This window comes from Fredinandcohnia onubensis (genome assembly GCF_002734215.1).
GTDB lineage: Bacteria > Bacillota > Bacilli > Bacillales > Bacillaceae_L > Ferdinandcohnia > Ferdinandcohnia onubensis.
Genome location: NZ_NSEB01000004.1, coordinates 556,545 through 577,680, shown reverse-complemented (window position 1 = coordinate 577,680; position 21,136 = coordinate 556,545). Strand labels below are relative to the sequence as shown.

Sequence of the window (21,136 nt, the reverse complement as noted above, 5' to 3'; positions counted from 1 at the left end):
GCAACAGGGAGCCTCGTTTTTTAGATTAATTGGTTGGTCGTTTGAATGGCCACCAGTTAGCGATGCCAAAGTTTTTGACCATAACTGGAATAAATAACGGCAGTATTACAAATGCGTACAGCATGAGTCCGACGAGTGTGATTGATGCAATCTGGAGCAAGGAGAGCATTCCAGATGGCATCATAGCTGCAAATGTACCTCCAAGAATGATAGCAGCTGAGATAATAACAGTTCCCATCTTCTTCATGGAAAGAAGCATTGCTTCTGCTACTGGAATATCACGGTATTCGTTGAAGCGATCCATTAGGAAAATACTATAGTCCACACCGAGAGCAACTAAGATGACAAATCCAAAGAAAGGCACCGCCCAGCTGATTCCGGAATAACCGAGAATATTGACGAAAATAACTTCATTAATGGCCATCGATGTGTAATAGGTTAAGATTAATGAACCTATTAGATAGAGTGGCATGATTAACGAACGGAACAAGAAAATTAAGATGAGCGCAATACCAATAAACATTAACACGATTGTACGTGAGTAATCTTGTTCAGACATTTTACTTAAATCGGTATTGGTACTTGTAATACCACCAAGGGCGACATCTGCATTTTCAAGCTTGGTATCTTTTGTTGCTCTTGCAACAGCGGCTTCGATTTCCTCGATTTGTTCCATTGCTTCGTTAGAATATGGGTTCGCTTCAAAGATGACATCTAATGTCATGACTTTACGATCTTTTGACATGTATACGTCAAGGACTTGTGCGAAATCTTCACTCTCAAGTACTTCTTCTGGCATATAAAAAGCATTTAATTCTTCAGAGTTTGATAGATTTGATAAATATTCTTGAGCGGATCCTAATCCATCTGAAACCTGCTCTAGACCATCGGCACTTTGAGTCAGTCCATCTGTTAATTGTGTTAATTGACCACCTAGACTTCCGAATCCATCAAGGAGCTGCTGTTGGCCATCATTAATTCCTGAAAGGCCATTTGTAATTTGTGGCATACCTTGAACGATTTGTCCTTGGCCATTTGCCACTTGGACAAGTCCACCTTTTAGTTCTTCTAAACCTGCAATTAACTGCTCAAGACCAGCTGGAAGTGCTGCTTGTTCTTTGAGCAATTGTTCAAATCCTGCATTAGCTTGAGTCATTCCGGTATTTACTTCCGAAAGATGACCATTTAGTTCTTGAATCCCCGCTGATAATTGTGGGATCCCTTGCAAGGATTGCTTCATTCCTTTATATACATCATCACCAGCAATACTTTGGCCACTCTCTGCATGAATATAGTAGCCTTCTAGATAAGCAAATCCACCTTCATTTAGTTGGTTCACACCAGTGGTTAATTGTTGGAGGGTATTTGCTATTTCAGTGTAGCCAGTTTGCAAACCAGCAATTCCACTTTGGGCATCTTTATAACCGACTAATAGTTTCGTATTATAATAGTTTAATAATTCTTCTGATCCAGCCTTTGCTTTGTCAACTTCAGCAATCATCGTATCGATTCCAGCTGTTCCGCTACGGATACCTGACTCGATTTTTGAAAGGTTTGTTTGGATCTCTGTTAGGCCAGATTTTACCTGATTAGTTCCAGTAATTAATTCACCGATTCCATCCGTGGCGGTTTTAAGCTCTGGCTCTGATTTTGCAAGTTCACTACCTGCCTCTTCAAGCCCGTCTTTGATTTGAGTGAGTCCGTCTTTTCCTTCACCAAGACCTTCTTCAAGTGTTTTTGCTTGGTTCGCAACGAATAAATCCTCAATTGGTTCACCAGTTGGTCTTGTGACAGAGCGAACAGAGTCAACAAGGTCCACCTTTTCCACTTCACGGCTGATTTTTTCGGCTAATTCGATATACTCTGTGGAGTCCATTGCCTCATCATTTTTCAAGACGATTTGAGTTGGCATGGATTCACCAGGTCTGAAGCTGTCCGAAATCGCATTGAATGCTTTAATCGAGTTTACATCGCCACTTAATTCTTCTAATGAGTTATAAGATAGCTCTCCATCATACACAAATAAGAATGGAGCAATGATTGCAGCAACAATTAATAGAGATAAGAGTGGGCGACTTAATGAAAATCTTCCAGCAACTGCCCAGATTTTACTGTCTCCATGTTCTAAATTCTGCTTAGATGGCCAGAATAATTTTTTCCCTAAAACGGCCATAAAGAATGGAACGACCGTGAATAATGCAACTAGTAAAATGGCAACACCTACCGCTACAGCCACAGCTGATTGGTATAGAATGAACTGAGAAAAACCGATGGCAGCAAAGCCAATCATGACGGCAACGCCACTGAAAAATACTGTACGACCAGCATTTTTATACGTTTCAACAATGGCTTCTGTTAAGCTTTCTCGTTGTGATAGTTCTTCTTTAAATCGACTTAAAAGCAAAATACAGTAGTCTGTTCCAATTCCAAATAAGATAGCCACTAGGAAAATCTGTGTATAGGTTGAAATTGGAAAATCAAATTTATCAACCAGCATCGCAACAATCGATTGTGACGCAAGATAAGTAAATCCAACTGTCACAAGTGGAATAATCGGAGCTACGGGAGATCTAAACACAAGTAAAAGAACGACAAGAATAAAGACAACCGTAATACCTTCAGTCTTTTTCAAACCTTCTTGTGAACTAGTCACGAGATCTTCACTAATGAGCCATTCACTCGTATAATAATGGTCAACCTTTACATCTTCAATGGCTTGATACAAAGCATCGCTGACCTCTTTTGGCTCCCGGTCCTTCCAGCTAACTGTTACAGAGGCAAGGATTGCTTTTCCGTCCTCTGATACAAGCTGTTCCTTTAATGTTTCCTCATTAAAATGAGTAAGAATTTCGGTAATCCCGATTTCCTCTTTCTTCTCTTCAAGAAGTTGGATTGCTTTTTCAGCTTCTTTGATTTCGTCATCTGTTAACTTCTTTTTATCATGAAACACAAGGGCCACCTGTGTATCATCTCCTCCACCCTCTTGGGACTGTGCATCATTTAAAATTTGACCTGCAATGGAGGATGAGTATTCATCAGGTACAGTAATCTGGCCTTTTTCACGCACAAGGTCTCCCATATTCGGAGCTGCTAGAAATAATCCTGCTACAATCACAACCCATGCGATAAGGACAAACCATTTCCGTTTAATGATAAAATTCATACTTATTCCACCACCTTATTCTGTTTTATCTTTTGAAGGATTCCATTAAGTTTTTCATACGTTTTTAAAAATTGAACGATTTCCTCTTCAGAAAATTCACCAATAATAGACTCGACAAGGTTATTAACCCGCTCCTCTGTCTTTAAAAACAGTTTCTCCCCTCTAGTTGACAAAGTTAGATAGACAAGTCGTCGATCATTCTCGTCACGTGTTCTATCAATTAACCCTTTCTCAAAAAGACGATTTATGATGGCAGTAATTGCACTTTTTTTCACTTCAAAAACCTCTGCAAGTTCGGTTGATGTACACGAACCCACTTTATTTATGTAGCGAAGTGTATAATGCTGTTCATTGGTAAGTTCGGTTCCGAGCTGTTCCTTAACGAGCGAATCCGCAATGGTATTCACTGAAAATGAAACATCAACATATAAATCAACCAATTCCTTGATATTTGTTTTAGCCATATTTCACTGTCACCTCACAAAATAAGATTCAATCATTTAATAGTTAAACACTTTAACTATTAACATCATTAACTATAATTCCGTCTATCCAAAAAGTCAATAAAAAAACATCCCTCTAACCTAGAGAGATGTCCCTTATTCTTTCCACTATTCTCGAAATCAAAATAACACTATTAAATAAGTAACAAATTGTTTAGCAAGTTTGTCCGACTTTTGCATATGAATATAATACTTGCTCCTAGGCGCATCAATAAGAAAAGTTGAGGTAATGTGAATGATTATCGGATTGTCAGTAATTCTTATCTTTGTTCTATTTTTGCCATTTTCGGTCAGGATTGTTGAGAAAAATCTAGAGTTATTCCTATTTGTTATGGGGCTTCTTGCTGCGGTTGTCGGTGGTGTATTTAGCAGTCAGCTATTCATACGGGCAGCAGTTGATCCCATCAAAATCACGTTAGCTGTTTTTATAGCTGGCTTGCTATTCAAATGGTTTCATACACCATTACAAAGATCCATCGTTGGACTGAGCCGAAGAATCCCATTCCGCTTATTTATTGGATTAGTTGTCATTATCCTAGGGCTCATTTCAAGTATCATAACGGCCATCATCGCAGCACTTGTACTTGTTTTGGTTGCCTCTTCACTTAAACTAGAACGTGCATCTATGATTCGTTTCGTAATAATCGCCTGTTTTTCAATTGGAATGGGAGCAGCATTAACACCCATAGGGGAGCCCTTATCCACGATTGCGATTAGTAAGCTTAATGAAGAGTTTTTCTTTTTAATAAGCTTAATCGGTCCTCAAATTTTCGCATCTCTCCTTCTTTTCGGTTTATTGGCCACCCTTGTTGTCGAGCCGCCTAATCGGAAAAAAGCAACGGTTGGAAAGGAATCAAATCTTGAAACATATGAGGAAATTCTTGTACGAGCGTTAAAGATTTATTTTTTCGTCATGGGGTTAACCTTACTAGGTGCAGGTTTTGAACCAATGATCAATCGTTATTTCATCGGGCTTGACCCGCAACTTCTTTACTGGCTAAATATGATTTCAGCCATTCTTGATAACGCCACTCTAGCAGCCGCCGAAATCAGCCCTGCGATGGACCATTTTACAATTCAATCAATACTATTAGGACTATTGATTAGTGGTGGAATGCTTATTCCTGGTAATATCCCTAATATTATTGCAGCCGGGAAATTAGAAATTACAAGTAAGGAGTGGGCAAAGTTCGGAGTACCAATGGGAATTTGCGTGATGATGGGATATTTTATCATTATTTACTTAATCTAAAAAATGCCTTGTTCAGGCATTTTTTTATTGCTTTATTTTACTTCTCGTAGTCCTTTACCTTCAATCATTTCCTGTACCCCTTCCTCACAGACGCCATAGGAGCGCCATGAGCAAGATTCACACACTGTTTGAATGTCTGCAGGAATGACATGCTTTTGGATTCTAGCTTCAATGTCTTCCCATCTTAAAATTTGTCCGATTCGAAGTCCCATTTTTTCTAGAATCATAGCATCCCTTTCGTAGATGGACGCATTTTGACAGTGGTATTCACCAGTGTTCGGGTATTTCTCGCATAAATGATCTGGCCCTTTTACAATTTGAACAAGTGTCCTTGGGTTGTTTCTAAGAGTCTGGTGAACGATCGTCATGTTTTCCACGTACTTCCTGGAATAGCCCATTCCCCTATAACCTAAAAGGCAAAAAAGATGGTGACCCCGCAGCTTATACATCAACATCCCCCCCTGTTTTGAAGTAATGAATTCAATTGTCAACTTCTGTATTAATTTAGTTTACATATTTTTCATCTAATAATCTATACATTTATTAAAAAACACCGCATTGCGCGGTGAATTATTTTAACCTCTTAAAATGATAAATACCATATAGGCGATGTATGCGACGGCAAGGATACCACCTTCAGATTTGGCAATTTTGAATTCTGTTCGAGAGAATACAAATAGGACGATTGTTAAAATAAGCATCAATATGACATCGATGAGAATTTTTCCGTCGACCGGTAATGGTGAAATAACTGAAGAAGCACCTAGTACAAAGAAAATGTTAAAGATATTGCTTCCAACGATGTTTCCTAATGCTATTTCACTTTGTTTTTTTATGGCTGCTGTAATAGATGTCACAAGTTCTGGCAAGGAAGTTCCAACCGCTACAATGGTTAAGCCCACTAAGGTTTCACTCATTCCAAAGGAGTAGGCAATTTTAATGCTGTTATCTACCACCAAATCCCCACCAAAAATGATTGCTGCTAAGCCACCGAGTGTGAAAGCAATATTTTTGCCCCATTTTTTATCTGTCGTTTCAGTCACTACAGAATTACGATTATTTCTTCCCACCTCAATAATATAATACAGAAACACACTAAAAAAGAGGAGGAGGAGGATCCCTTCAGTCCGAGAAATGGTATTAACAGTTGCATTTTGTAAAGCCAGGTCACCCATCATTACAAATAGGGCAATGCTAGCCAAAAATGTAAATGGAATTTCTTTTCGAATCGTAGCATTCTCTACTTTCAGCGGGTTAATCATCGCAGTTATCCCAACGACGAATGTGATATTAAAGATGTTACTTCCGACCACATTTCCAACTGCCACATCGGCATTGCCTTCGATAGCCGTAATAATACTTACCGTTGCTTCTGGTGAACTCGTACCGAACGCAACAATGGTAAGCCCGACGAGGATCGGAGGAACGTTAAGAAGTCCGGCAATTTTAGAGGAACCTTCAACAAAATAGTCCGCACCTTTTATTAATAATGCAAATCCAACTAATAGCAATAGATAGGTCATGTATTCTCCTCCTTATACTTATCCTCACTTACTATATTTTACTTCGAGGTATAAATATTACTCATCTAAAAAAATAATGATGCCTGTCTTTTTGAATATTCTTTCGACATATAACTAGAAAATTATGGTAATATTTAATAGAGTCCCTGAATATAATTGTTGTTTGTCGCAAAAGCCAATTGGAATATGGACTAAGGAGTTATATGAATGCATACATTAAATTCAACTTTAAACAGTAAAATAAATGATTTTTGTAACCAAAGTCAGTTTTCCGGAGTTGTTCTTGCCAAACATCCTGATGAAGTAATGCTCCAATCAGCTTACGGCTTTTCCAATAGAGCTGAAGAACTAGATAACAAGGTCAATACAAGGTTTGGAATCGCATCTGGCTGCAAACTTTTTACCGCCATTGCAGTGTGCCAGCTTGTTGAAGAAGGTTTAGTAACATTTGATTCAAGATTAAAAGATTGCTTGAACTTGGAGTTTCCTAATTTTCATGAGAATGTTACCATCCACCATTTATTAATTCATACTTCCGGTGTCCCTGATTATTTTGACGAAGCCGTTATGGATGATTTTGAGGAGCTTTGGAAAGAAAATCCGATGTACCTAATCCGTGGATTGAAGGACTTTCTTCCATTGTTCCAGAATAGCAAAATGATGTTTGAACCAGGTGAAAGATTTCACTATAACAATGCCGGTTATATTTTATTAGGTTTAATCATTGAGGAGAAAACGGGGAAATCATTTACGGATTATGTGATTGAGAAAGTTTTTAATCCATGTGGAATGGTAGACTCAGGATATTTTTCTCTCGATAATCTACCGAAAAACACGGCAATTGGGTATATCGATAACGAGGAAGATGGAACATGGCGAACAAATATGTACTCGATTCCCATTCAAGGAGGAGCAGATGGTGGAGCATTTGTCACTGCACTCGACATGATGAAATTATGGGATGCTCTCTTGAGCCATAAATTAGTAAGCAAGGAAACGACTAACTTGCTTTTAACACCTCACGTACATGCTGAGGATGATGATTACTATGGCTATGGGGTATGGATTTCTAAAAGAGAATCTGAGATTAATAAATATCATGTGATGGGGTATGATCCTGGAGTGAGCTTTGCTTCTTCTTATTATCCTGCTACAGGTATCACGTTAGTCATCCCATCGAATCAATCATATGGTCCACACGATGTAACGGATGTTTTTGAGGAAAATATGTAATGAAAAATGAGGTCAGGATCGTCCTGGCCTCATTTTGTTTTTAATATTAGTTTTTGTCATCGTCATCATCGTTGTCGTTGTCATTGTCGTCAAGGTCATCTATTTCCTTTTTTAAAACCGTTCCGTCTACTGCAGAAATTTCCATTTCGACTTCTTTTCCTTCATATATCATTTCAATTTCATAATGATTATCATCATCTAGCTCAATTTCTACAATTTTACCTGGAGTATCCTTAGTTGCAATTGAAATGGCTTGTTCTTTTGAAACCTTTGGTGATGAAACAGCTTTTTGAGAAGTAACTCGGTCGTCATCATCATCACGATCTTCATTTACTTTCACAACTGTTTCAGTCGCTACGTTGTTTGCCTTTGCATCGTCATCATCGCGATCATCATCAACTCTTACAACTTTACCAGTAGTTGCATTGACGTCTACCTCAACATCGTCATCATGTGTACCTTCAAGCTCAACTTCGTAAATAAGCTCTCCATTCTCGCGCTCAAGCTCAATTTCCTTCACAAGTGCACCTTTTACCTCTTGCATCGCAATTTGTTCAGCTTTTTTAGATGGAACTTCAGCTTCTTTCGCGAATGCACCAACTCCTACTGCTCCTCCTAATACAACTGTTCCAACAATTCCTAATACCACAAGTTTTTTCTTCATGTTTGTTTCCTCCTTTATTTGAACTATCTTCATCATAGTCAATGAAAATGAGGAAACTCAGATAATAAAATGAGAATTTGATGAGAAATATGTGAGAGTTTCTAAGAATTAATCCTCTGAGACAATCGCTTTGACTTCACCGGAGATTGCATGAACCTGTACGGTGAAGTCTTCTTCTTGAGCGTCTTCAATTTCAATAAAATAGTAGAGCTGGCCCGCTTCTTCTTCAAGTTCAACATCATCCACAACACCATTTACAACTTTAAGAGCAAACTCAATTGCCTGTTGCGCAGAGATACGTTGTGCTGTATTTGTTGGAGGCTCTTGTGTATTTGGCGTTGTTTCTGGTGGAGTCTGTGGTTGCTGCTTATTTTCTACAACATCCACAATCTTACCTGTTATTGTTTCTAGCTTATAAGTTGCTTCTGTTTCGCCTTTTGTGACAGTTGCATAATAATAGGCTTTATCTTGTTCATTCTTCTTTTCAATTGTTTTAACTTCTCCGGCCTTCTCTTTGGCTAATATATCCCTGACCTCAGCCTCTGTTTTTTCCCGAGGCTCCTGTGAAATCTGAGTGAGGTTAGTAACGTCCCCCGTTTTCCGATTAACGTCTATTTCATAAATGCCAGATTCTATTTCAAATTTTATTTTATAAACGTCACCTTCTCGGCTCACCTCTGTGTTTTCACCGCTATACATCTTTTCTACAAGGCCAATGGCATCCTTTTCAGATAAAGGTTCTGCAGATGTAAAGGTCTTTGTTAGCTGCCAGATCACAACAGTTGCGACTATAATACCTGCTACAGCGAGTAGACTTTTCGGAAGTGTTCCTTTTTTCATTGCACTCACTCCATTGATTTCTTTTTATCTACTATAATACCCGCATTTTATGAGAAATTAATGAGAATCCTCATTGGATAGCAGAATATTGGCTGTTGTTCCTTCCCCTTCAACACTTTCGAGAACGAGTTTCGCCCCGATTGCATCTGCCAATTCCTTTGCTAGTGAAAGTCCTAGTCCATAGCCCCCTGTTTTTCTCGCTCTAGCTTTATCAACACGGTAAAAACGATCAAATACTTTTCCAACATCCTGTGACGGAATCCCAATCCCTTGGTCTATAATTTTAATGCTGGATTGATTCCGTTCCTTACCAATCACTACAATCACAGGTTTTTCGCTATATTTTAGAGCATTCTCCATTAAAATATAAAAAACTTGTTTAAGTTTTTGCTTATCAGTTTTCACTATGGATTCTTCTTCCACAATAATTGAAATGTCGCGTTTGTAGCCCTCGCGGAAAGAAGTAACCGACTCGTCCACTAATTGCAGTAGAGGAATGCTTTCCATCTGAAGTTTCCATTGCTCATCATGTTTTGCCATTAAAAGCAGCTGCTGCGTTAATTCCCTCATATGAATGGCTTCGGATTGTATCGCATCCACTGCTTCTTGAAAAAGCTTTGGGTCTGTCTGTCCCCTTCTCTTTAATAGGCTTGAGTAAGAGTCGATAACGGTTAAAGGTGTTTTTAACTCATGAGACGCATTTGAGACAAAAATCTCCTGTTTTTCATAGTTTACTTCTAATAAATCCATCATTTCGTTAAAAGTTTGACCCATCTCATGCAATTCATCTTTAGATGCATCAGTTAATTCAATTCGTTTATATTGGCCGCTTTTTCGAATTTCCCGCATCGTTTGAATCATCGCTGTAATAGGCTTTGTAATCACATTACTCAATACTCTAGTTGAAACGATAACAGGAATGGTTGCAATCATCGTTACAGCAAGTAAAACGAGGCTTAATGTTTTCAAGTTGGCAGCTGTCTGTGATAAATCTTCCACCATCTGAAGCTCAGCTACTTCACCATTTTGCCAAATGATTGGCAGTGAAGTAAAAGCGTAAGGTCTTCCATCATAATCAAGGACTTCTTTTCGTTCTGGTTTTTGATAGGAAGTTGGAAGATCCTTTAACACTTTCTGCTCGGGAACATACGCTTTTGGCCCTACCTTTCCATCCGGGTACACTACCCGAAGCATTCCGTTAATCGGCATATATGTAGTAAGTAAAGTCTGTACAGGAATTGTATTTATGGAATCGGATATCCCATTTAATGCTCGTACAGTTTCGGCATGTGTACGGTCTAATTCATTTTGAAACATCATATGCCTAAACGTAAAAAAAGACGCGACATTAATTAAGATTAACAAAATGATAAACAAAACAGCCGTGAATAAATTGATCTTTGTTCTTAGTTTCATTTCGATTCCTTCATCACATAGCCGATGCCACGTACTGTGTGAATTAATGGCTCGTCGTATGGCTTATCCATTTTATTTCGTAAATATCGGATATACACATCCACTATATTTGTGTCCCCGTAATAGTCATAACCCCAAACCGCATTTAATAATTGCTCCCGATTCAACACCTGTCTTGGATGCTTCATTAAATAGGTAAGCAAATCAAATTCTCTTGGTGTTAGCTCAATTGCGTCGTCTCTACGAATGACCTCATGTGTTCCTTCATTAAGTTTTAGGTCCCCCACACTTAACCAGTCATCCGTTTGTTCTTGACCGGAAGTTGAATGAGCGGGTTTACTTCGAAGTGCTACTCGAATACGGGCAAGCAGTTCTTCTATTTGAAAGGGCTTTGTCACATAATCATTCGCTCCCAAATCAAGGCCCGACACCTTGTCCTCTACGGAGTCTTTTGCAGTCAATAGAATAACCGGTGTACCTGAGTTTGCCGCACGAATGCGTCTAAGCACCTCAATTCCACTAATACCCGGAAGCATAATATCTAACAGGACCAAATCCCATGTTTCTTCTAGAAACAGTTGTAACCCCGTACTACCATCGAAGGCTTTTCCGGTTTCATAGCCTTCATATGTCAATTCCAGCTCCAATACCCTTGCAATCTTCTCTTCATCTTCCACTATTAAAATCCGTTGTTTTTGCATTTCCAGTCCAACCCTCTTTTCTATGTAACTATCTCTATGTATTTTTCTTTCTTACTAGTTTAGCCCAAATGTACAGGATTCCAACAACTGAAACCACTGTTAAAATGATTTTCCCTTCCATTGTCCCAGCAGCAACATTGTGCACCGAGTACGCCTCAATAAGTAAGGATGGAATTTTTCCTAGTGAGCTTGCGAAAAGAAAGATGATCAAACTCACTTCACCCATTGCTGCTGTAAAGGTAACTACCCCCGAAGGCATAAAAGGGAACAAACGTAATAGTAGAATCATCATGAATGCTTCTTTCCCTTTGGCGGAAAGAAGTTTATCAATAAGCGAATGTTTGTGTTTCTTCTTATCAATGAACCTTTTAAATCCTTTGCGGTATAACCAAAATGCCACAATCGCACCCATTGCCTCGCCAATAAAAGAGATAAGAGTCCCTTTCCAAACACCAAAAACAAGAAGATTAGCCGCTGTCATAAATACGCTTGGAAGAACTCCAAAAATGCTTATCACTATATTTAGAAATAAGCTTATGATTACTGCATATGCCTCATAATTTAGTAAAATATCTACTATTTTTTCCTGCATGGATATCCTCCGAATTATACTTGCTCTTATTATGCCATACTTTTAGATTAAAAAAGACCGCATGAATCAAAACAATCCATGCGACCTATTTTAAAGTTGCACCGGGCATATTACTCTTCTTCAATTACTTCCTCTTCGGACCTTGGTCTTCTTCCCCAAAAGAATTCCCATGGATCCATTCGTTGGAACTCCTGCTCCTCACGGATTTCTTTTTCTTTCTCATCAGCCAATACCGACACCTCCCCAAATTCGTTGTCGTTTATATCCTATTCAGGGCATTTGCATCTGTATGGGAGTATGCCTATTTTAGTTGAAAATTTCTAATGGAAGCAATGTGAGAAAACATGTATACTGATAATGAAAATGTAAATATTTTGAAGAGGTGATAGAGGATGGCGAAATCAAAAGCAAGGAAATTGCGCGAGAAGCTTGTTCGCGAAGGGAAACGAAATCCAGAAAACGGAAGAAGCCCCTTTGTAGGAATCGACATGCAAACAAGGATGACAAAAACGAAAAAAGATCACTTATACCGTAATAAACATAAGAACCAATCATTCAGAGATGGAAATGATGGTTCTTTTTTGTTGTTTAGGAGTGTTAGCTGTGAGGCTTTTTGTTTACGTTACCTTTTTTGGGGATGAACCTGCCAATCGGGTACTATTCTGCCGCTTGCGTTATTCTTTACTGAGCTTGCTCCGACAATCGGGCACGGATTTCCTCCCTTGCGTTCCTCTTTACTGATTTTCCTCCGTCAATCGGGCACGATTCCCTCCCTTGCGTTCCACTTTTCTTAGCTCCCTCCGACAATCGGGCACGATTCCTTTTCTCTTAAAACAAAATAATAGTTTCCTACTAGGTTACTGTTTATAAATCTAGCAAAAGGGACAAAATGGAATTATGTTCAAATGAGATAGAGAGGAGAAGTATCTTGACTAAAAATACTAGAAGAAAATTGATTAATACAGGAAGTTTTATTTTTGGCTTTGGATTTTTAGGTGCACTTGATGGGATTATTTTTCATCAGTTATTACAGTGGCATAGTGTATATATGGCAACAGATCGGCCTGGACAAATCATGAGTGATGGAATTTTCCATTTTGCTGTTACAATCACCCTTATCATTGGTGGTGTTCTGTTATGGTTGGCAGGAAATCCAAGCAATCTATCAAAGGGAGTTCGTTTGCTCGTTGGTTGGTTTTTAATCGGGGGTGGCGTGTTTAATTTAGTTGAAGGGATTATCAATCATCATCTCCTTCAAATTCATCGTGTCAAGCCTGGGGACCCCAACGCTTTAGCTTACGACTTAGCATTCCTTGCATCTGGATTATTGTTATTCATAATTGGCTATTTAATTAAACAAAGAAAAGATAGACAAAGTTCACCTATTAGTTCTTGAGTTAGGAGGCGGCTATGTATAGAATCATAAGTTTTTTTGTTATTTTTGGGATTGTATCACTGATGGTATATTTTCATAATCAAAGCAGCCACTTTAGTGCCGGAAACCATGAAATGATGCATCAAGAAAACCAAATCATTATTCCTCCTTCACACCTTGCACCTACCATTTCTGGTTCAGTTATGAAAGACCCTTCCGGAACATGGTTGTTAGAAATTCAAACTGAAAATTTTACATTTGAACCGAAGAAGGCTGGTATTGAGGAACCCAGCTACAATGAAGGTCATGCTCATATTTATTTGAACGAGAATAAAGTAAATCGTTTATATGGGCAATACTATCATCTGGACGTTTTACCGCCTGGTACGCACGAAATAAAAGTTACACTGAATGGAAACAATCATGGCGTTCTTATTGCCAACGGAGAAGAAGTTGCATTTACAGAGATTATCAAAGTACCATAAAAAATGCTGACATTGAGCTGTCAGCATTTTTCACTTTCCTATGATAAAATCCGTTTTTCCCCTTCAATTTCCTGGATTGGAGCAATATTTTGAGAGAATTCCATCGTTCCGATATATTCTCCATCCTCATCACGGACTGCAAAATAACGGATATACACATATTTGCCTTTTGCTTTGATCCAGAAATCTTCAACATCTTTTCTTCCTGCTTTAAAGTCATCTAGCAGATTTTCGACGACATGAACACTTCTAGGCGGATGGCAGTTTTGAACAGTTCTGCCAATCACAGCCTTCGTCCTAGCAAAGATACGCTCTTTTCCTTTTGAGAAGTAGCGAACGACATCATCTTTATCAATAAACGTAATATCTACCGGTAAATGGTTTAGAAGTAATTCAAGTTGTTTAAGGGACAGGATACCCGTTTCCATTTTAATAAATCCTTTTGACGTCACTTGCTCGTCATCTATCACACTTCGCTCAGGCTTCCAATCTTCCGGAGAAATTAAACAAAAACCGATTTCATCGCTTTCATGAGCCATTTTTAACCATTCGTCCTCTGTTAAATTATTTAACGACATTGGAAAGAGAATATTTTCTTCGCGATAAATCATTTCGTCAATTTGATCGGCAAAAAAGTTAATAACCTCCACAACTGACTGTTTATCCCCAACATATTCGGTAAGCATTCTTTTTGCATCTTTTATTGCGTCTACAATAAAATCATCAATCTTCCACATCATATTTGTTGGGCCATATATGCCGTATTTTTCTAAATATGGGAAGAGAAGCTGTTCTTTTCGTTCATAATGCTTTCTGATATCCAGTAAAAGATTACAATCACCGAGTAACTTCAGTCTATTTTCATTATGATCATCTGCTTCGAATACTTGCAAATGCTCCTTGATTGTAGTTACTAGCTTCTCAAGTTCTCTATTTTCAAGCTTAAACGTATACACAGGATGTCCAGGTTGTTCTTCTGGGTGTTGATTTAAAGTATCTTCTATAAAATCCTTAAAAATCTCCCTATGCTTTGAACAAATTTCTGTAGCTTCATGCGCTTGGATATTTTCTTCCTCCATTAACACATGTTGGAGCCTGGACACTTCCCCAATCGTTATATAGCCCACTTTATCCTTTAATTGAGATTTTACCTCTTCAACAGATTTACCATTATATAAATCTTTAAAGCTTTGTCTTATAAGAGCCTCACGCTCTTGATCACTGATTTTATTTAGTTCACGGTTATTAATAAGTTCACTCACACGAATTTCTCCTTTCAAACTATGCATTATTGAAAAACACCTGTTATGTTTGAAAATAGCATAGTTTAAAGAATTGTTTCGTGATTCGAATCACATCTTAAAAATAAGTAAAGACTCACTTATCGTGAGCCTACGGTTTTGGGTATTGATATTCTATTTCATCTTTATCTGGATTATAGTCAACTATGAGATTATGGCCGTTAAAGAACCAAATGTCATCCTCTTCTACATAGAATTCAATGTCATCAATCTTTTGACTTGTATGAATTTGGATGGGCTCATCATGCGTTGAAAAGGCTAGTGAGTACTTTTCTTGTACTGGGCTTGTTCCGTAAAACATTGGATAAAATCGAACGCTATCCCCTTCTTTTACACTTATATCCTCTTTGAACCATTTTACAGCTGCTTCACTGATTGTCATTTCCATCTGTACGAACCTCCCTAGGTGTCCTTCTGATATTTTGTGCAGAAAGATATCCTTTATTACTTTTATAGTACTAAAGATTTCATATATAGGAAATCAACAAGTTTGTGAAATATTTCTCAAACATAAAAAAAAGTGCATACATTCATGAAAGAATGCATACACTTTTGATTCATTTATAAGAGAACAAAGGCGATTATGGCTCCAACAATAATGGAGATGCTCACAATCTTTCCCCAAACAGGAACTTTGTCATTCGTTTGCTGATTGACCTTCTGCTCTTGAGCCTCGACTACCTTCCGATATTCAGGACTACAGCAACCCATTTAAGCCACCCGGTTATAGTCTGAGATATCTACTTCAAGCGGAAGATTTGCTGCTCTTAACTTCTTAGCCTGACGGAAGAATAATACAAGTAGTATTGCAGTTCCTGCGAAACCACCGTACCAAGCAATGTTCATTGGTAATCGGAAACCGATTTGTGCATTTAGGATATACGTGATTACCATGATAAGCATGAATGTTCCTGGAATTAGTGAGATCCAGTAGTTCTTTTTCGCAATGTATAGGTACATTGCACCTACAAACAAGGCAATTACGGCTGTAGCTTGGTTCGCCCAGCTAAAGTATCTCCAAAGGATATTGAAGTCAATTTGAGTTAATACAACTGAGATTGCAAATAATGGAACAGCAATCCATAAACGGCTAGACATTTTCTTTTGCGCCATATTAATATATTCAGCTATAATCATACGAGCACTACGGAATGCAGTATCACCAGAAGTGATTGGTAATACGATAACCCCTAGAACTGCAAGTGTTCCACCAACAGCACCAAGCATTAATGTTGAAACTTCACTTACAATTGCTCCTGGTCCGCCTGCTGCAAGAAGTTCTTGTAAACCACCATAACCATCGAATAAGCTCATTGCTGCTGCTGCCCAAATCATGGCGATGATCCCTTCAGCAATCATCATACCGTAGAAAATTTTACGACCTTGGCTTTCCTTTTGTGTCGTACGTGAAATAATTGGTGTTTGTGTCGCATGGAATCCGGATAAAGCACCACAAGTGATTGTAAAGAATAGTAGTGGGAAAATTGGTGCATTATCAGGATGGAAATTTGATAATGAAAGTTCTGGAATTGGTGCTCCTTTAACTATTAAACCAATACCGATTCCTACAGCACTGATTAAAAGGATTGCTCCAAACCATGGATAAAGACGACCGATAATTTTATCTACTGGCAATAAAGTTGCCAAGATGTAATAGATGAAAATGGCAGCAATCAGAATTCCTAAAGCAACTTTTCCATCTAATAATAGATTTAATAGACTTGCTGGAGTTGAAACGAAAACGGTTCCAACTAATAGTAAAAGTAAAACAGCAAAAGCATTTACAACGTGTTTCATTGCTTTCCCTAAAAACTTAGTTGCAAGCTCTGGTAAGTGAGCCCCTTTGTTACGTATAGAAATCATACCAGTTAAATAGTCATGAACCGCACCAGCAAAAATACAGCCAACTACGATCCAAATGAATGCGACCGGTCCGTAAAGCGCTCCCATTATAGGTCCGAATACTGGCCCAGTACCTGCAATATTAAGTAACTGAATCAACGAGTTTTTCTTTGTGCTCATTGGAATATAGTCCACACCATCAGCATTTACATACGCTGGTGTCGTACGTTCTTCCTTCACTCCGAATACTTTTTCCACATATTTACCATACGTAAAGTATCCTATGATTAATAAAGCAATACTTGCTAAAAAGGTAATCATTCTAATTCCCCCAATTCCCTCTAATTATAATTTTATGAATGCGTTTACAATGATTATAATATTTAAAATGAGTTTTAGGAGGGTTTTAGATTAAAAGGTAGAAATTCGACAATAACGTGTCCAAATTGTGAACTAAAACGCAAAATTTCTACCTTTTTGTTTAAATTTCTAAGCTCGCTCTTAATGCCTTTACATAATTTCGACTAACTGAGAGCTGTTCACTTCTACCTTCAATTTCCAATTGATACGCACCGTTAAACCACGGAGTGAGGCGCGTGACATATTTTAAATTGACAAGGAAGCTTTTATGAATGCGGAAGAACCCGAATGATTCAAGTCTGCTTTCCAAATCTTTCAGCTGTATTTTTGTCTCGTATTCTCCCATCTTAGTTATGAGCTTGGTTACTTTTTCATCTCTTACAATGTATAAAATATCCTTGGGCTCAAGATAGATAATCTCACCGCTTGAATCAATCGCTAATTTCCCAGTTTGCTTTCCTTTTTCCCTTTCATCAGATGTTTGGAAATGTTTTTCGATCCTTTTTACTGTTTCTTCTAGTTGTTCCTCATCAAATGGCTTTAATAAGTAGTCAATTGCATTAAAACGGAATGCTTCCACAGCAAATTCCGGGTAGGCGGTTGCAAACACAATGAGTGGTGACTTTTTTAATTCCAAAAGGGCCTTTGCTGCATCCATTCCGTTAACCTTTGGCATTTCTACATCTAAAAAGACAACATCTGGTTGAAGTTGAATCGCTTTTAAAATAGCCGCCTCTCCTGAATCTGCTTCCCCGACTATTTGAATGGATGGATGCGCCTCTAAGAGATGTGACAGTTCATCACGACTATATAATTCATCATCAACAATGAGTGTTTTAATTTTTGTTTCCATTTTATATAGCCTCCGTAAGTGGGATTGAAAACGCGATTTCCGTTCCCTTATTTACTTCGCTTTTAATTGCTAATGCGGACTTTTCACCAAAATGCATCGTGAGTCTTCTATTCACATTATATAAAGCGACACCACTACCTTTTTCTGACTTGATGGGGGTAACGCAAATTTCCCTAGCACGTTCTTTACTCATTCCCATTCCATTATCCTCAACCTTTACATAAACACAGTCATTCCCTCTTTGAATGGAAATACTGACCTGAAAGTCTCCATCACGATTCTTCATGCCATGCTTGATTGCATTTTCTACAATCGGCTGGAGGGTAAGTGGTGGAATATGCTGATACAAAGCAGCTTCCTCTACCTTATATGATACCTTCAATTTATCTACAAACCTTGTTTCCTCAATTTCTAAATAAGCTCGAACCTGCCGTAATTCCTGCTCTAAAGTTGTTACATTTTGTGTCGTTACGGATAAGTTCTGACGTAAGAAATGTGATAAAGAAACGAGTAGTTTTCTAGCTTTTGTTGGGTCTCTCCTTACTAAAGAGAGAATCGTATTTAATGTATTAAACAGAAAATGCGGACTGATTTGGGCTTGAAGCACTTTGATTTCCGCTTCTTTAGCAAGCTGAAATGCCTTGTCCGCCTCCGCAATTTCAAGCTGATTACTTAAAAGGGAACTTAATCCAGAGATTAGCTCTGTGACAACAGGTGTAATTTCTTTTTCAGAACGGAAATAGAATTTTAACGTCCCAATCGTTTCTTCTCTACGTTTTAAGGGCGCAATCACAGCGGCACCAAGTGGACAATCCTCATCTCGACATTGAATCATCTTTTTGTTTGCGATTACAATTTTTCCGTTATAAATAACTTCCTGTGTAATTTGTGTTTGTATAGGCATTTGTGAACGGTGGTGGTCATGGCCAAGACCCACATGCGCTAGGATTTCGTTCGTGTTTGTCATCGAGACAGCTGTAGCTTGAATTTCATCCTGAATAATATGGCAAACAGCCTGAGCTGTTTCACGATTCAAACCGTTCCGTAAATAAGCGAGCGTCTTGTCAGCAATCCGCAGTGTTTTTTGAGCTTGAACTGCACCCACCCGTTCTCCCTCATTAATAACACTTTTAATAATCATAAGGAAAAGCGCACAGCCTAGACCATTTGCTAAAATCATCGGAATTCCAATGATCTCAACTAAAGCCCATGCCTTTTCAAACGGGCGCGAGAAGAGTAAAATAACCAGCATTTGAAGTGCTTCCGCAGAGGCTGCAATAATAAATGCTGTACTCAGTTTCACATGTTTATTTTTCTTATAAAAGTATCCGGAGATAAAACCAGCAATAATTGATGCAAAGCCACAGGAAAATGCAGTAAACCCACCCAAGGTAAAGCGATGAATTCCTGCAATTAGGCCCGCTCCTAAACCAACCTTGTAGCCTCCAAGAAGGCCCGCAAGCACAACGCCAATTACCCGTGAATTCGCTAAGGCCTCATCAGTGGTTAAAGCAGATGCCCACCGGTCAAGCTGCAAACTTTCCGTATTCAGGCTTAAACCAGTATACGTACCGATGATTCCAAAAAAACCAAAGAAGACAATCGCCACAAGCTTCTGCCAGCGGTTCAGCTCCTCCTGATACATCATCCCTCTAAAAAACTTCAATCTCGTCAAAATAAAAGCGATTGCAACAATAATCCCTAACCGCTCCAACATCGTAATCAACAATACGAACATAAACATGCTCCTTTTTGAGACTGTGGGTCGCGGGGACAGGTCCCTTGTCCCACTTCAGGTAATAATTTTGGAACAAGGGACCTGTCCCTCTGTCCCTATTGTATCAAGATTTTTGGGGTTGTGGATAGTTTTTTGAGGGGAGAACTCAACTCTACTGTGCTTCAAATACCTTATATTATTTATATGATATTTTTCAAAAAAAAAAACACAGTCAACCTCATTTAAAGGTTAGGCTGTGCGTTCTTTTACCTGTAAGAAAAGGCCTTTAGTGTAAATGCTTCCCTAATACTCCCAACTTCAACCCCTGAGTCATTTTTTATGAGTGAAGGTTTTAATGCTTTCAATCTATGAATTGTTTCTTTGTTAGAGTAATTGATTTGTTCCAAGATGGCGGCAACTATGTTTGGCCAAACATCCTCAGATCCATTCGCTACTTTTAAAGCAAATCCAATTTTTTCTTTTTTTAATCCAATGCAGTAAACACCCTGAGCACCACCCTTTGCTACAATGTTTGTATCTTCTAGCAAAGTCGTGCAAATAAACTGATTGGATGCAACCATCCTTGGATGATCATTCATTATACTCGTCATTTGTTTTACTGCTTCTTTTAAATTAGGAGAATCAATCAAATCGGGGCATGCAAGCTTTAGATACGTGATAGCCATGTTTTTCAACGGAATAGCAAATACAGGTACTCCACATCCGTCAGTCCCAATCTTTATATCAGAGATTGGTACCTCCGAGAGAGTAGAAAGAACACTTAATATGTGTTGCTGGAGGGGATGATCCGCTTCCCAATATCCCTTAACTGGATAGCCCATTTCACGACAAACAGCTAAAAATCCCATATGTTTACCAGAGCAGTTGTGGTAAAGTCTTCTCTTTTTTATTCCCTTCTTTAGCATTTCCTCTCTTGGAAATACATTTAAAGGGTAAGAAGGTGGGCAGAACAAATCCTCCTCTTTAATCGGGAGCTTCTTTAGCAATGATTCAAGAGCCTCAATATGATATGTTTCACCCCGATGAGAAGCAGTAAACAGTGTAGCCTCTTCCCTTGTTAGATTATATTTCGATATAATATTTGATAGAAATACTGGTAATGCTTGAATTGGTTTGGCGGCTGAACGGAAATAAGTATAATGTTCTGTGTCACCGATCTCATATTTTATTTCGAAAAGTTCATTAACCCCACAAATCATCCCAATATGAACATTTTCAAGTAAACCAGCCCTTGTTTCTTCAATTAGTAGTTCAAATTTCATGATATTCCTGCCCTTCGATGTTTAATCAATACA

The 21,136-nt window shown here is 38.4% G+C and carries 21 protein-coding genes; 5 read left to right on the top strand and 16 right to left on the bottom strand.

Features of this window, described 5'->3' with window-relative positions:
- Positions 1-25: 25 nt before the first annotated feature.
- Together CKK03_RS05855 and CKK03_RS05850 are read right to left on the bottom strand one after the other, a co-directional pair.
- Positions 26-3,163 (bottom strand): MMPL family transporter, encoded by a 3,138-nt coding sequence (locus tag CKK03_RS05855; RefSeq protein ID WP_099361663.1) that lies wholly within the window; start codon positions 3,161-3,163, stop codon positions 26-28.
- 2 nt (positions 3,164-3,165) lie between these two features.
- Positions 3,166-3,627 (bottom strand): MarR family winged helix-turn-helix transcriptional regulator, encoded by a 462-nt coding sequence (locus tag CKK03_RS05850; protein ID WP_099361662.1) that lies wholly within the window; start codon positions 3,625-3,627, stop codon positions 3,166-3,168.
- A 274-nt stretch (positions 3,628-3,901) separates the two neighbouring features.
- On the opposite strand from CKK03_RS05850, the gene CKK03_RS05845 reads away from it, so the two are divergent.
- Complete coding sequence (locus tag CKK03_RS05845) at positions 3,902-4,918, top strand: DUF1646 family protein (protein ID WP_099361661.1); 1,017 nt, start codon at positions 3,902-3,904, stop codon at positions 4,916-4,918.
- Between the two features lie 32 nt (positions 4,919-4,950).
- On the opposite strand, the gene CKK03_RS05840 is transcribed toward CKK03_RS05845, so the two are convergent.
- Positions 4,951-5,367, bottom strand: a complete 417-nt coding sequence (locus CKK03_RS05840) for a DUF1284 domain-containing protein (RefSeq protein WP_099361660.1) — start codon at positions 5,365-5,367, stop codon at positions 4,951-4,953.
- Between the two features lie 126 nt (positions 5,368-5,493).
- Complete coding sequence (locus CKK03_RS05835; RefSeq protein WP_099361659.1) at positions 5,494-6,441, bottom strand: calcium/sodium antiporter; 948 nt, start codon at positions 6,439-6,441, stop codon at positions 5,494-5,496.
- Positions 6,442-6,648: 207 nt separating this feature from the next.
- Between CKK03_RS05835 and CKK03_RS05830 the strand changes: the two genes are divergently transcribed.
- On the top strand, positions 6,649-7,674 hold the full coding sequence (locus CKK03_RS05830) for a serine hydrolase domain-containing protein (RefSeq protein ID WP_099361658.1): 1,026 nt from the start codon (positions 6,649-6,651) through the stop codon (positions 7,672-7,674).
- Positions 7,675-7,720: 46 nt separating this feature from the next.
- Here the strand turns inward: CKK03_RS05830 and CKK03_RS05825 are convergent, their stop codons facing one another.
- The 5 genes from CKK03_RS05825 to CKK03_RS05805 all read right to left on the bottom strand — a co-directional run bounded on the left by CKK03_RS05825 (position 7,721) and on the right by CKK03_RS05805 (position 11,887).
- Complete coding sequence (locus CKK03_RS05825; protein ID WP_180271163.1) at positions 7,721-8,338, bottom strand: PepSY domain-containing protein; 618 nt, start codon at positions 8,336-8,338, stop codon at positions 7,721-7,723.
- Between the two features lie 108 nt (positions 8,339-8,446).
- Positions 8,447-9,178 carry a PepSY domain-containing protein gene (locus CKK03_RS05820; protein WP_099361656.1) on the bottom strand — a complete coding sequence of 244 codons (732 nt, stop codon included), beginning with the start codon at positions 9,176-9,178 and terminating at the stop codon, positions 8,447-8,449.
- A gap of 57 nt (positions 9,179-9,235) precedes the next feature.
- On the bottom strand, positions 9,236-10,594 hold the full coding sequence (locus CKK03_RS05815; RefSeq protein WP_099361655.1) for a sensor histidine kinase: 1,359 nt from the start codon (positions 10,592-10,594) through the stop codon (positions 9,236-9,238).
- Positions 10,591-11,295, bottom strand: coding sequence for a response regulator transcription factor (locus tag CKK03_RS05810; protein WP_099361654.1), 705 nt, complete (start codon positions 11,293-11,295; stop codon positions 10,591-10,593). The genes CKK03_RS05815 and CKK03_RS05810 overlap by 4 nt, the downstream gene beginning before the upstream one ends.
- 34 nt (positions 11,296-11,329) lie before the next feature.
- Positions 11,330-11,887, bottom strand: a complete 558-nt coding sequence (locus tag CKK03_RS05805; RefSeq protein ID WP_099361653.1) for a TVP38/TMEM64 family protein — start codon at positions 11,885-11,887, stop codon at positions 11,330-11,332.
- A gap of 392 nt (positions 11,888-12,279) precedes the next feature.
- Between CKK03_RS05805 and brfA the strand changes: the two genes are divergently transcribed.
- The 3 genes from brfA to CKK03_RS05790 all read left to right on the top strand — a co-directional run bounded on the left by brfA (position 12,280) and on the right by CKK03_RS05790 (position 13,747).
- The gene (gene brfA, locus CKK03_RS05800) at positions 12,280-12,528 is read left to right on the top strand and encodes a ribosome rescue factor BrfA (protein ID WP_099361652.1); all 249 of its coding nucleotides are present in this window, start codon (positions 12,280-12,282) and stop codon (positions 12,526-12,528) included.
- Between the two features lie 287 nt (positions 12,529-12,815).
- Positions 12,816-13,283 (top strand): DUF2243 domain-containing protein, encoded by a 468-nt coding sequence (locus CKK03_RS05795; protein WP_245864011.1) that lies wholly within the window; start codon positions 12,816-12,818, stop codon positions 13,281-13,283.
- Positions 13,284-13,297: 14 nt separating this feature from the next.
- Positions 13,298-13,747: a hypothetical protein gene (locus tag CKK03_RS05790; protein WP_099361650.1), complete on the top strand. Its 450-nt coding sequence runs from the start codon at positions 13,298-13,300 to the stop codon at positions 13,745-13,747.
- Between the two features lie 38 nt (positions 13,748-13,785).
- Here the strand turns inward: CKK03_RS05790 and CKK03_RS05785 are convergent, their stop codons facing one another.
- From CKK03_RS05785 to CKK03_RS05760, 7 genes are all read right to left on the bottom strand, one after another.
- Entirely contained in the window at positions 13,786-15,009 is a 1,224-nt protein-coding gene (locus CKK03_RS05785; protein ID WP_099361821.1) for a DUF438 domain-containing protein, read from the bottom strand.
- Between the two features lie 130 nt (positions 15,010-15,139).
- Positions 15,140-15,436, bottom strand: coding sequence for a HesB/YadR/YfhF family protein (locus CKK03_RS05780; protein ID WP_099361649.1), 297 nt, complete (start codon positions 15,434-15,436; stop codon positions 15,140-15,142).
- A gap of 173 nt (positions 15,437-15,609) precedes the next feature.
- A complete protein-coding gene (locus CKK03_RS23615; protein WP_180271162.1) occupies positions 15,610-15,759 on the bottom strand; it encodes a hypothetical protein in 150 nt (49 codons plus the stop codon).
- Positions 15,760-17,211, bottom strand: coding sequence for a carbon starvation CstA family protein (locus CKK03_RS05775; RefSeq protein ID WP_099361648.1), 1,452 nt, complete (start codon positions 17,209-17,211; stop codon positions 15,760-15,762).
- Between the two features lie 160 nt (positions 17,212-17,371).
- Entirely contained in the window at positions 17,372-18,103 is a 732-nt protein-coding gene (locus tag CKK03_RS05770) for a LytR/AlgR family response regulator transcription factor (protein ID WP_099361647.1), read from the bottom strand.
- Position 18,104: 1 nt separating this feature from the next.
- Positions 18,105-19,841, bottom strand: coding sequence for a sensor histidine kinase (locus CKK03_RS05765; protein ID WP_099361646.1), 1,737 nt, complete (start codon positions 19,839-19,841; stop codon positions 18,105-18,107).
- A gap of 245 nt (positions 19,842-20,086) precedes the next feature.
- Positions 20,087-21,103, bottom strand: a complete 1,017-nt coding sequence (locus CKK03_RS05760; RefSeq protein WP_099361645.1) for an asparaginase — start codon at positions 21,101-21,103, stop codon at positions 20,087-20,089.
- Between the last annotated feature and the right edge of the window lie 33 nt (positions 21,104-21,136).